This window comes from uncultured Bacteroides sp. (assembly GCF_902472605.1).
Taxonomy (GTDB): Bacteria; Bacteroidota; Bacteroidia; order Bacteroidales; family Bacteroidaceae; genus Phocaeicola.
In genome coordinates this window covers 1-12735 of the sequence record NZ_CABROP010000064.1, presented here as the reverse complement: position 1 = coordinate 12735, position 12735 = coordinate 1, and the positions used below count along the sequence as shown (strand labels likewise).

The 12735-nt window shown below is 44.7% G+C and carries 11 protein-coding genes and 1 tRNA gene; 9 read left to right on the top strand and 3 right to left on the bottom strand.

Translation table 11 applies throughout. The annotated features are described in order from the left end of the window. Positions 1 to 90: 90 nt before the first annotated feature. Positions 91 to 846 (bottom strand): NigD-like protein, encoded by a 756-nt coding sequence (locus RDP42_RS11910; protein WP_308763858.1) that lies wholly within the window; start codon positions 844 to 846, stop codon positions 91 to 93. Positions 847 to 1148: 302 nt separating this feature from the next. Next, positions 1149 to 1222, bottom strand: a tRNA-Ile gene (locus tag RDP42_RS11905). 159 nt (positions 1223 to 1381) lie between these two features. Here RDP42_RS11905 and RDP42_RS11900 point away from each other — a divergent pair. Genes RDP42_RS11900 through RDP42_RS11885 form a run of 4 tightly spaced genes read left to right on the top strand, consistent with a single transcriptional unit; the run spans position 1382 to position 7519 of the window. Continuing rightward, positions 1382 to 4012 carry a calcium-translocating P-type ATPase, PMCA-type gene (locus RDP42_RS11900; RefSeq protein ID WP_308763857.1) on the top strand — a complete coding sequence of 877 codons (2631 nt, stop codon included), beginning with the start codon at positions 1382 to 1384 and terminating at the stop codon, positions 4010 to 4012. Then, positions 4013 to 4633 (top strand): HAD family phosphatase, encoded by a 621-nt coding sequence (locus tag RDP42_RS11895; protein WP_308763856.1) that lies wholly within the window; start codon positions 4013 to 4015, stop codon positions 4631 to 4633. A gap of 4 nt (positions 4634 to 4637) precedes the next feature. Then, complete coding sequence (gene ribF, locus RDP42_RS11890) at positions 4638 to 5570, top strand: riboflavin biosynthesis protein RibF (RefSeq protein ID WP_308763855.1); 933 nt, start codon at positions 4638 to 4640, stop codon at positions 5568 to 5570. A gap of 59 nt (positions 5571 to 5629) precedes the next feature. Then, positions 5630 to 7519 carry a DEAD/DEAH box helicase gene (locus tag RDP42_RS11885; RefSeq protein ID WP_308763854.1) on the top strand — a complete coding sequence of 630 codons (1890 nt, stop codon included), beginning with the start codon at positions 5630 to 5632 and terminating at the stop codon, positions 7517 to 7519. Positions 7520 to 7561: 42 nt separating this feature from the next. Here the strand turns inward: RDP42_RS11885 and RDP42_RS11880 are convergent, their stop codons facing one another. Continuing rightward, positions 7562 to 8485 (bottom strand): glycoside hydrolase family 43 protein, encoded by a 924-nt coding sequence (locus tag RDP42_RS11880; protein ID WP_308763859.1) that lies wholly within the window; start codon positions 8483 to 8485, stop codon positions 7562 to 7564. 242 nt (positions 8486 to 8727) lie between these two features. Here RDP42_RS11880 and RDP42_RS11875 point away from each other — a divergent pair, with 242 nt between their 5' ends. The 5 genes from RDP42_RS11875 to rpsJ all read left to right on the top strand — a co-directional run. Next, positions 8728 to 9051 carry a DUF3467 domain-containing protein gene (locus RDP42_RS11875; RefSeq protein WP_007559395.1) on the top strand — a complete coding sequence of 108 codons (324 nt, stop codon included), beginning with the start codon at positions 8728 to 8730 and terminating at the stop codon, positions 9049 to 9051. Between the two features lie 186 nt (positions 9052 to 9237). Beyond that, a complete protein-coding gene (gene rpsL, locus RDP42_RS11870; RefSeq protein ID WP_007559394.1) occupies positions 9238 to 9645 on the top strand; it encodes a 30S ribosomal protein S12 in 408 nt (135 codons plus the stop codon). A 149-nt stretch (positions 9646 to 9794) separates the two neighbouring features. Then, complete coding sequence (rpsG, locus tag RDP42_RS11865) at positions 9795 to 10271, top strand: 30S ribosomal protein S7 (RefSeq protein ID WP_072543761.1); 477 nt, start codon at positions 9795 to 9797, stop codon at positions 10269 to 10271. Between the two features lie 32 nt (positions 10272 to 10303). Beyond that, positions 10304 to 12421, top strand: coding sequence for an elongation factor G (gene fusA / locus RDP42_RS11860; protein WP_308763853.1), 2118 nt, complete (start codon positions 10304 to 10306; stop codon positions 12419 to 12421). Between the two features lie 91 nt (positions 12422 to 12512). Further along, the coding region (gene rpsJ / locus RDP42_RS11855) for a 30S ribosomal protein S10 (RefSeq protein WP_308763852.1) at positions 12513 to 12735 on the top strand (223 nt) is incomplete at its 3' end.

The following is a 12735-nucleotide window of genomic DNA, read 5'->3' as shown; positions in this document are numbered from 1 at the left end:
TCGTTTTTTACGCATGTCGCTAAATAAATTGTGTCAACTTATTTAGTACACTACAGTTTTACTTCGAACGCACTTACGTTTTTTAGAGGGTTATTTTACCTTCTCTATACTGCGGATAGAGGTTATTTCCGTAGCTTGTGGATTGGTTGCTTTCCGGGTGCAGTAATCAAATTGAGCCGACTTCTCTCCACTAAAAGAGTTCCATTTCAAGGTGAGTTTGACTGTTTTTCCTTGGGTGTCGGGCAGTTCATTCAGTTTGAAGGCAACCAGACCGTCTCCCATTCTCCCGTTGAGATCGCCAAAGGCATTGTGACGGAATTCCACTTCGTACGGATTTTCTGAGTTTTGTGTACTGATCAGGTTTACGAAATGCGGTTGTCCGTTTCCCCATCGGGTGGCGAATCGGAGTGTCAGATATCCGTCTTCTGCAATCGTTACCCAGTCATTGAGAATTTCTACCGGGTCGTTTCCGTAAGTCTGTATGTTGGTTGTTTCTCCCAGGTTAGTTGCCATGGGTTTGGTTAGGATACTGTCAATCCAGTTGACAAATACAGCTTTATCGTATCCTTGGGGGGCTTCGTCAGAGAAGTCAAAGTTTGTCAGGGCTCTTACTTCTTTTTCCCCGAAAGGAGAGGTGGTCATGTTGACCGGTCGCAGGGTGGTGCTGTCGTCCAGCTGCAGGTACGGAGTATTGTCGGCACTTAGTTTAACGGTAACGAGTGCGTTGGCATAATAATGCGAAAGATAGAAGTTGTCATCGTCATTCTTGCAAGACTGAACACCCATAGAAAGGCATACAGCCATCAGAATCATGAAGCCTTTGTGAATAAGTGATAGAGTTTTCATAATGAGTTGTTTTAAATAGTTTCTTTTTTCATTTTTATATATAATGAAAAAAAAGAGGAATTCCTGCATGTAAAATTGTTAACTCCTGAAAAATGTGTTACGACGGTTGATTGTACTATGTAGGAATATCGGATGATACTTGGTCGGTATGACTTGTGAGTATACACGTGTAGATGCAAACTCTTATATATTATATATAATAAGGTGTGCCCGGATGAGAAGTAAGGCAAGCTGCTATCAGCAAAAATGGTAAGAGGAAAAATAAAAAATCCCACAAACAGGATTGTTCATGGGAGAATAGGTGGACCAGCCAGGGCTTGAACCTGGGACCTCCAGATTATGAGTCTGTTGCTCTAACCAACTGAGCTACAAGTCCGAAATCCAAACAGAAGTTTGGAAATGCGGTACAAAAGTAATGGTTTGACGCGAAACCTGCAACATTTGGATAGAAAAAAATGATAAAAAAAACTAATGTAAAAGATGCTTTCAATATATATTGTATTTTTGCAAGTATTAATACTTAATTTTTAGACGTATGTCACAAAATATGCATGACTCTCATTTCAAGGGACTAACCGATCAGGAGGTCCTTCAAAATCGTCAAAAATATGGTGCTAACTTATTGACACCTCCTAAACGTCCTTCTATCTGGAAGCTTTATCTGGAAAAGTTCCAGGACCCGGTGATTAAAATCTTGCTGGTGGCTGCGGCCTTTTCTTTGTTGATTTCTATCATTGAAAATGAATATGCCGAGACAATTGGTATCTTTTTCGCCATTTTCCTGGCTACGGGAATCGGTTTCTACTTTGAATACGACGCTAACAAGAAGTTTGATTTACTGAATGCCGTAGGTGAAGAGACTCCGGTGATGGTGATTCGTAACGGAAAGGTACATGAAATTCCTAAAAAGGATATTGTAGTTGGGGATATTGTGATACTGAATACCGGCGATGAGATTCCGGCGGATGGAACGTTGCTTGAAGCAGTGTCGCTCCAAGTGAATGAGTCCAGTCTGACCGGTGAACTGATGGTCAACAAGACGACGGATGAAGCGCATTTTGATGAAGAAGCTACTTATCCGTCGAATACGGTGATGCGTGGAACAACGGTAACCGACGGACATGGAATGATGCAGGTGGAGAAAGTCGGTGATGCGACGGAAATTGGGAAGGTGGCCCGGCAGGCTACCGAGCAGAGCCAGGAACAGACCCCTTTAAATTTGCAGCTCACGAAACTGGCCAATCTGATTGGGAAGGCGGGATTTACCATTGCAATATTGACTTTTGTCATCTTTACGGCAAAAGATTTGTATGCGTATCTGAGTGTTACTGAGGTGACGGACTGGCATCAGTGGCTGGTCATTGCACAGATTGTATTGAAATACTTTATGATGGCCGTAACCCTGATTGTGGTGGCTGTGCCAGAGGGCTTGCCGATGAGTGTGACCCTGAGTCTGGCCTTGAACATGCGCCGTATGTTGAAGACCAATAACCTGGTACGTAAGATGCATGCCTGTGAAACCATGGGAGCCATTACGGTAATCTGTACAGATAAGACCGGTACGCTGACGCAGAACCTGATGCAGGTGTATGATGCGCAGTTGGATGAAACTCAGAAGGATGTAGTGGCCGAGGGTATTGCCACCAATTCGACAGCTTTCCTGGAAGAAAAAGAAGACGGGAAGCCGTCGGGAGTGGGAAATCCTACGGAGGTGGCTTTGCTGCTTTGGTTGAACGGGCAGGGGCAGGATTACATAGCCTTAAGAAATCAGTCAAAAGTAGTCAGCCAGTTGACCTTCTCTACGGAAAGAAAATACATGGCTACGCTGGTGGATTCTGCCGTGCGGAAAGCCCGCATCTTGTATGTAAAGGGCGCCCCCGAAATTGTGATGAGCAAGTGCGGACTGGAGGAAAGCCAGGTCAAACAATATAATGCGCAGCTTCTGGCTTATCAGAATCAGGCGATGCGAACCTTAGGTGTGGCCTATAAAGTGATACCGGAAGGTGCTGGCACGGATTGTGCGGAACTGGTGAAAGAAGGTGGAATGACCTTCCTGGGTATCTTTGCTATCAGTGACCCGATACGTCCGGATGTACCGGAAGCGGTGAAGAAATGTCAGTCGGCAGGTATCCGTGTAAAGATTGTGACAGGTGATACCCCGGGAACAGCCACGGAAATTGCCCGTCAGATTGGGCTTTGGACGCCGGAAGATACAGAGCGCAATCGCATTACAGGAGTTGAATTTGCGGCCTTGAGCGATGAAGAGGCTTTGGACAGAGTGGTCGACTTGAAGGTCATGAGCCGCGCACGTCCGATGGACAAACAGCGTCTGGTACAATTGCTCCAGCAGAAAGGTGAGGTAGTAGCCGTGACCGGAGATGGAACGAATGATGCACCGGCATTGAATCATGCACAGGTCGGCCTTTCTATGGGTACAGGTACTTCTGTTGCAAAAGAAGCCAGTGATATCACGTTACTGGACGATTCTTTCCATAGCATTGCTACTGCGGTGATGTGGGGGCGTTCTCTGTATAAGAATATCCAGCGTTTCATCGTGTTCCAGCTGACCATTAACGTGGTGGCATTGCTCAGCGTGTTGCTGGGGGCATTCTTGGGAACTGCGCTTCCTTTGACGGTAACCCAGATGTTGTGGGTGAACCTGATTATGGATACGTTTGCGGCCATGGCGTTGGCTTCCATTGCTCCGAGCATGGATGTCATGAACGAAAAGCCACGTAAGCGTACTGATTTCATCATCACACCGGCCATGCGGAAAAATATTTTTGGAGTAGGAGTGGCTTTCTTGGTTATTCTGATGGGAATGCTGTCTGTCTTCAACAATATGCCGGGTGGAATGGACGTACACCATCTGACTATCTTCTTTACGATTTTCGTGATGCTACAGTTCTGGAACCTGTTCAATGCCAGTGTATTTGGAACCAATCATTCCATTTTTAAGGATGCCGGCCATGCAATGGGTATGTTGGGAGTGGCATTGATTATTCTGGTAGGACAGTTGATTATTGTGACTTTTGGTGGAAAGGTATTCCGTACAGAACCGTTGTCTGTGATGGAATGGATTTATATTATTGCGGGTACTTCTTTGGTTCTGTGGATTGGTGAAATTTGGAGAGGTATCAAGCGGGTAGCGCAAAAGAATAAATAAATGAGTCAACTTAAAAATATCATATTTGATTTAGGAGGTGTGCTGTTGAATTTGGATGTGGCCCGGTGCATGGATGGACTGGAACGAATCGGGCTGCATGAAGTTCGTAAGTGGATCACTGGGACCAATGAAGCCGGATTCTTCAAGGAGTATGAGTGCGGGTTGCTGACTACGGCTCAGTTCCGGGATGAAATCCGTAAATGGACTTCCTGTTCGCTTACAGATGGTGAGATTGACGGAATATGGAATAGCATGTTGAAAGATATCCCGCCGTATAAACTCGAATTGTTGTGTAATTTGAGGAAAAAGTATAATTTGTTTTTGTTGAGTAATACCAATGAGTTGCATTGGCAGGTGTGCACGGGCCAGTTTGCTTATAACGGTATGCGGGTACAGGATTATTTTACCCGTATATTCCTTTCTTTCCAAATGCATCTGGCAAAACCTGATGTGGAAATTTTCCGTGTGGTATGCGACACTGCCGGAATAGAGGCGGAAGAAAGTCTGTTCGTCGACGATTCAATGGAAAATTGTCGGGCTGCGGCTTCCCTCGGAATGCATACGCTGCATTACACGCCGGGGGATGACCTGAAGATGCAACTCCAAAAAATCATAGAATAAGTAAATGGAAATAGTAACTGGTGCTACGGCAGTCAGTCTTCCTGCATGTGTAGCAACGATCGGTTGTTTTGATGGCGTACATAAGGGACATCAGTTTTTGATAGAACAGGTCTATACGATTGCGAAGGCAGAAGGGCTTGCTTCTTGTTTGATTACTTTCTCGCGTCATCCGCGTCAAGTGCTGGATACAGATTATCGTCCTCGTCTGCTCACTTGTCTGTCGCAAAAAATAGAGCGTTTTGAACATACCCCCATCGACTATTGTGTATTGTTGCCTTTTACCAAGGAATTGTCCATGCTCTCAGCCCGGGAGTTTATGGAGATTCTTCATCGGGTGTATCATGTGCAGACGCTGTTTGTGGGATATGACCATCATTTCGGGCATGGTCAGGATGAAGGTTTCCAGCAGTATTGTGAATATGGAAAGGAACTGGGAATGCGGGTCATGCACTCAAAGGCGTTGATTGAGGATGGTGTGTCTGTCAGTTCTACCTTGATCCGGTCGTGCCTGTTGGAAGGAGACATCCATCGGGCGAATGCTTATTTGGGCTATAATTATTATTTGAACGGACAGGTGGTGGACGGTCGTAAGTTAGGGCGTACCATCGGATTCCCGACTGCCAACATTCAGCCCTTGTGTGAAGAAAAATTGTTGCCGGCAGCAGGAGTGTATGCCGTTTATGTGTATATAGGAAAAGAATGTTACGGCGGTATGCTGAACATTGGAAGCTGTCCTACTGTAAATACGGACGAAAGGCCGGCGAGCATTGAAGTGCATATCTTGAACTTTACAGGAGATTTATATCAGAAGTTGGTAAAGGTAGAGTTCTTGGATTACATTCGTCCGGAAGTGAAATTTGACAATGTGGAAGCCTTGACGGAGCAGTTGCAACGGGATAAGGTGACGGTGAAAAAACTTTTGAACCAAAGAGGGTAAAGTGTTGGGCTGCATTTGAATTGTCTGTATCTTTGCAGCAAATTAGATAGTTGAATTGAATGAAGACATTTGAAGAACTTGGCGTTTCGCCCGAAATACGTAAAGCCATCGAGGAAATGGGATATGAAAATCCCATGCCGGTGCAAGAAGAAGTAATCCCGTATTTGTTGGGAAACGGCAATGATGTAGTGGCTCTGGCACAAACCGGAACCGGGAAAACAGCCGCATTTGGTCTGCCGCTGATCCAGAAAATTGAAGTAGAAAATCGTGTTCCGCAAGCATTGGTGCTTTGTCCTACACGAGAACTTTGCCTGCAGATTGCGGGTGACTTGACTGATTATTCAAAGTATATTACCGATTTGAAGATTCTGCCTGTATACGGAGGCTCTTCGATTGACAGTCAGATTCGTAGCCTGAAGAGGGGAGTACATATCATTGTAGCTACTCCGGGGCGTTTGATTGATTTGATGGAGCGCAAGGTGGCCCAGTTGGACACTGTTCGTGATGTCGTGATGGACGAAGCGGACGAGATGTTGAACATGGGTTTTACAGACAGTATCAATACCATTCTTGAAAATATACCGAAAGACCGGAACACCTTGATGTTCTCGGCTACGATGAGTCCGGAAATAAGCCGTATTGCAAAGACTTACCTTCATGATGCCAAAGAAATCACGATAGGCACAAAAAATGAAGGTAGCAAAAATGTGAATCATGTGGCGTATATTGTTCATGCAAAGGACAAGTATCTGGCGCTGAAACGAGTAGTGGATTTTTACCCCCAGATTTATGGAATCATTTTCTGTCGGACAAGAAAGGAAACGCAGGAAATTGCGGATAAGCTGATTCAAGATGGCTACAATGCAGATTCTCTGCATGGTGAGCTGAGTCAGGCCCAGCGTGACCTGGTGATGCAGAAATTCCGCCAGCGTCATCTGCAGTTGCTGGTAGCCACCGATGTGGCTGCGCGTGGACTGGATGTGAACGACCTGACCCATGTAATCAATTACGGCTTGCCGGATGACACGGAAAGCTATACACATCGGAGTGGACGTACGGGGCGTGCCGGGAAGACGGGTATTTCAATCGCCATTATCAATCTGCGTGAAAAGGGGCGTATGCGGGAGATTGAGCACATCATCAAAAAGAAATTTGAGGTGAGTGTATTGCCTTCGGGTAAGGAAATCTGCGAGCAACAGCTGATTAAAGTGATTGATGACATCGAAAAGGTGAAAGTGGATGAGGAAGAAATTGCTACTTTCCTGCCGAGCATTTATCGGAAGCTGGACTGGTTGGATAAGGAAGACCTGATCAAGCGCGTGGTATCTCTGGAGTTCAACCGTTTCTTGGACTATTACAAGAATGCGCCTGAAATCGAACAGCCGAAAGCAAGTGAGAAGAAGTCGGAAACGAAAGAATCCCGTAGAGGGGATAAGGAAAAAGTAGGCCGCAAAGCTGAAAAAGGATATACACGTTTGTTCCTGAATCTGGGGAAGACAGATGGCTTTTACACGAATCAGATTATCGATTTGGTAAACCGTAACTTGAGAAAGGAACGTATTCAGATTGGCCGTATCGACCTGATGCAGAACTTCTCGTTTTTTGAAGTTCTTCAGGAACAGGCTCCTCAAGTGATAAAGGCTCTGAACAAGGTGGTGTTGAATGGTGGCCGTAAGGTTTGTGTGGAGGTTGCTGGTGAAAATACCGGAAAGAGCGACAAAGGTGGAAAGAAAAAGAAAGTAGCGGCTGAAAAGAAAGTCGATAAAGTAGAGAAGGTCGAAAAACCGAAAAAGCCGAGTAGGGCAGAAAGAGGGTATGTCAATCCTCGTGGCCCGAAAAAGAAAGACGACTGGAAACAATTCTTCCAGCAGGACAATCAACCGCTTCGCGGAGAAGAACCCGATTTCTCGGAGGAGGGTTGGGCGAAACGCAGCAAACGGAAAAAATAACGGATAAGCTCCGGAGGAGAAAGCTTCCCCTCCGGAGTTTTTTTATTTATTGAAGACTCCCTCTGTGGTCATTTGTATACGTTTGATGCTTCCGTCTTTCTGATAGAAAAGCGGGTCGATGCAGATTGATCTTCTGAATCCGCATCCGTTCGGGTTGATAGCTCCATTGTGATAAATGAAGTATGACTTCCCTTTGAAATCGATGATGGCCTGGTGATTCGTATTGGAATTGCCGGCTATTTCGTTGAGGATGCCTTTGTAAATCCATGGACCCTGAATGCTTTTGCTCATGGCGTAACAGATTTTCTCCGGGAATTCAGACGCAAAAGACAGATAGTACCAGTCGCCATGTTTGTGGACCCAGGGTGCTTCAGTGTATCGGGGAAGATTGATGGGCTGGATAGGCCCCTCAAGTTCTGTCATATTGTCTTTTAATTTGGCATAGTAACATTGTGTGTTTCCCCAAAAAAGGTAGGCTTGTCCGTCGTCATCGATGAAAACGGTAGGGTCTATGTCGTCCCAGGAAATGGAGGTGTATTGAGTGGTCATGTCGTTGGTGATCAGCGCGCTGCCGCGTGCGTCCTTGAAAGGACCAAGAGGGGAATCAGCAACGGCTACTCCGATAGACTTCCCGGGGATAGTGGCATGTTCCACAGTGACATACCAGTAGAATTTTCCGTTTCGTTCGATGACTTGGCTGGCCCAGGCTTCGCCTTTGGCCCATTTGAAATCAGTGGCTTTCAGGGTATAGGTATGTTCTGTGAAAGTCTTCATGTCTTGTGTGGAGAGAATGCACCACTCGTTCATGAGATAGTATTGCTGGGGAGCTGGGCATTCATCATGTCCGGCATAGATATATACGGTACCGTTATGCACCAAGGCTGCCGGGTCGCCCAAGTATTTGTAGGAAACTACGGGATTCTGTGTGGCTACAAAAGTTGTGTCTTGTGTTGCGGCCTGTAGCATAGAAGAGTGTGTGACAAAAGCGGTAAGCGCAAGGGCCCCCAGTTTGAAGAATGAGTTTTTCATGATTATATTAAAGATTGATTTGTATGCAAAGATAATCTCCTCGCTGGGGAAGGAGGGTGGACAAAAAGTTTTTTGAAGTGGATTGTGGGTCCTTTGGTTAGAAAAAAGCGTGATTTATTAGTTTACTCCGACTTTTTTTCTACATTTGCCATGTAAATTATTAAAACAGTTTAATCATTATGGAAAACGAAAACAAAAATCAGCTTCAGATAGAATTGAAAGAAGAAGTGGCACAAGGTACTTATGCAAATCTTGCAATCATTACTCATTCAAGTTCTGAATTCATTCTTGACTTTGTGCGTGTGATGCCGGGTTTGCCGAAAGCAGGTGTACAATCTCGTATTGTGATGACTCCGGAACATGCAAAGCGTCTGATGTTTGCATTGCAGGATAATGTAACCAAATATGAACAGAACTTTGGTCAGATCCGGATGCCGGAACAGCAGGCACAGGGTGGCAAAACCTTCGTTCCACCGTTGAGTGATTTTAAAGGAGAAGCTTAAAAAAATATAAATTGTAGCATTAAAAGGCTCATTTCCCGTTTTTTTCGGGGGATGAGCCTTTTTCTTTTGAAAAACAGTTTGTCTATTAAAAAGTTATTTGTAATTTTGCAGCCCGAAATGTAGTATTTCGCCAAGGATTGTAGAAACAAATAGAAACAAATATATAACAATTAAAAATCAAACAAAATGCCTACTATTCAACAGTTAGTAAGAAAAGGAAGAACGGTTTTGGTTGATAAGAGTAAATCACCGGCATTGGACTCATGTCCTCAGAGACGTGGTGTTTGTGTGCGTGTTTACACTACAACTCCGAAGAAACCGAACTCAGCAATGCGTAAAGTTGCTCGTGTACGTCTGACAAACTCTAAGGAAGTGAACTCTTACATTCCGGGAGAAGGACACAACTTGCAGGAACACTCAATCGTTTTGGTTCGTGGTGGTCGTGTAAAGGACCTTCCGGGTGTTCGTTATCACATCGTACGTGGTACACTGGATACAGCAGGTGTAGCAGGTCGTACACAGAGACGTTCTAAGTATGGCGCTAAGCGTCCGAAACCAGGACAGGCAGCTCCGGCAGGAAAAGGTAAGAAATAATCCTGGCTGAGTACAATCCTTAGTTTAAGAAAAACTTTTATTAATTCGTTTTGGTTTGTTGGAAAAGCTTTAAGGTTGAGTAAATGCTTCGGAGGAAGCGTTGAAGTAGACGAGATGCAGCCCCAAACTAAACATTATTATCAAACAAAATGAGAAAAGCAAAACCAAAAAAACGTGTGATCCTGCCGGATCCAGTATTTAATGATCAGAAGGTTTCTAAATTCGTAAACCACCTGATGTATGATGGAAAGAAGAATACTTCTTACGAAATCTTCTACAATGCACTGAAAACAGTTGAAACCAAGCTGCCGGCTGAAGAAACTTCTGCTTTGGAAGTTTGGAAAAAGGCTCTTGATAATGTAACTCCGCAGCTGGAAGTTAAGTCTCGCCGTATCGGTGGTGCTACATTCCAGGTTCCTACAGAAATCCGTCCGGATCGTAAAGAATCAATTTCTATGAAGAATCTGATCGCTTTTGCTCGTAAGCGTGGAGGTAAGTCAATGGCTGATAAATTGGCAGCAGAAATCCTTGACGCATACAACGAACAAGGTGGCGCTTTCAAACGTAAAGAGGATATGCATCGTATGGCTGAAGCTAACCGTGCATTCGCTCACTTCAGATTCTAATTGAGTTATTAATTAATTAAGACGGAATTAAAATGGCTAAACATGATTTGCATTTAACCCGTAACATCGGGATCATGGCGCACATCGATGCTGGTAAGACAACGACTTCTGAGCGTATCTTGTTCTACACAGGTTTGACTCACAAAATCGGTGAAGTACACGATGGTGCTGCAACCATGGACTGGATGGAACAGGAACAGGAACGTGGTATTACTATTACATCTGCTGCTACGACTACTTATTGGAAGTATGCAGGTAATAAATATAAAATCAACTTGATTGATACTCCGGGACACGTAGACTTTACTGCAGAAGTAGAACGTTCTCTTCGTGTATTGGATGGTGCAGTGGCTACATATTGTGCGGTAGGTGGTGTAGAACCCCAGTCAGAAACTGTATGGCGTCAGGCTGATAAATACAATGTTCCTCGTATCGGTTATGTAAATAAAATGGACCGTTCTGGAGCTGACTTCTTCGAAGTGGTACGCCAGATGAAGGACGTGTTGGGCGCAAATCCCTGTCCGGTAGTTATCCCTATCGGTGCTGAAGAATCTTTCAAAGGAGTTGTCGACCTGATTAAGATGAAAGCTATCCTGTGGCACGATGAAACAATGGGTGCTGACTATGATATTGAAGAAATCCCTGCAAACTTGGTGGATGAAGCCAATGAGTGGAGAGACAAGATGTTGGAAAAGGTAGCTGAATTCGATGAAGCTTTGATGGAGAAGTATTTTGATGATCCTTCTACTATCACTGAAGAAGAAATCTTACGTGCATTGCGTGCCGGAACTTTGAAGATGGAAATTGTTCCGATGCTGTGTGGTTCTTCATTCAAGAACAAAGGTGTACAGACATTGTTGGACTATGTATGTGCATTCTTGCCTTCTCCGCTGGATACTCCGAATATTGTGGGTACAAATCCGAATACAGGTGCTGAAGAAGATCGTAAACCGGATGAAGATGAAAAGACTGCTGCTTTGGCATTCAAGATTGCAACTGACCCGTATGTAGGTCGTCTGACTTTCTTCCGTGTTTACTCTGGTAAGATTGAAGCTGGTTCTTATATCTACAACTCTCGTTCAGGCAAGAAAGAACGTGTTTCTCGTCTGTTCCAGATGCACTCAAACAAGCAGAATCCGGTAGAAGTGATCAGCGCTGGTGATATCGGTGCAGGTGTAGGTTTCAAGGATATCCGTACTGGTGATACACTGTGTGATGAAACTGCTCCGATTGTATTGGAATCTATGGACTTCCCGGAACCGGTTATCGGTATTGCAGTAGAACCGAAGACTCAGAAAGACTTGGACAAGCTGTCTAACGGTTTGGCTAAGCTGGCTGAAGAAGACCCGACATTTACTGTACGTACAGACGAACAGACTGGCCAGACAATCATCTCTGGTATGGGTGAGCTTCACTTGGATATCATCATTGACCGTCTGAAACGTGAGTTCAAGGTTGAATGTAACCAGGGCCGTCCGCAGGTTAACTACAAGGAAGCTATCACGAAGACTGTTGAATTACGTGAAGTTTACAAGAAACAGTCTGGTGGTCGTGGTAAGTTTGCCGACATCATCGTATCAGTAGGTCCGGTTGATGAAGATTGGAAGCAGGGTGGTCTGCAGTTCATCGATGAGGTGAAAGGTGGTAACGTACCTAAGGAATTCATTCCTTCTGTACAGAAAGGTTTCCAGACTGCCATGAAGAACGGTGTATTGGCCGGCTTCCCGCTCGACTCACTGAAAGTTGTCTTGAAGGATGGTTCATTCCACCCCGTTGACTCTGACCAGTTGTCATTTGAAATCTGCGCTATCCAGGCATACAAGAATGCTTGCGTGAAGGCAGGTCCGGTACTGATGGAGCCGATCATGAAACTGGAAGTAGTAACACCGGAAGAAAACATGGGTGATGTAATCGGTGACTTGAACAAACGTCGTGGCCAGGTAGAAGGTATGGAAACAAGCCGTTCAGGTGCTCGTATCGTGAAGGCTATGGTTCCGCTGGCTGAAATGTTCGGTTACGTAACAGCTCTGCGTACAATCACTTCTGGTCGTGCAACTTCTTCAATGAGCTACGATCATCATGCACAGGTTTCCAGCTCAATCGCTAAGACTGTACTGGAAGAAGTGAAAGGTCGCGTTGATTTAGTATAATAAACAATAGGACGGAAGTCGATGAGGGCTAGCGAATGACTCTTAGCCCTCAAGCTTCCTCCAATATTCATTAATAATTTAATAAACAAACATGAGTCAGAAAATCAGAATTAAACTGAAATCTTACGATCACAACTTGGTAGACAAGTCAGCTGAAAAGATTGTAAGAACTGTGAAGGCTACAGGTGCCATTGTAAGTGGTCCGATTCCATTGCCTACACACAAGCGTATCTTTACTGTAAACCGTTCGACTTTCGTTAACAAGAAGTCACGTGAACAGTTCGAATTGTCTTCTTACAAGAGACTGATTGACA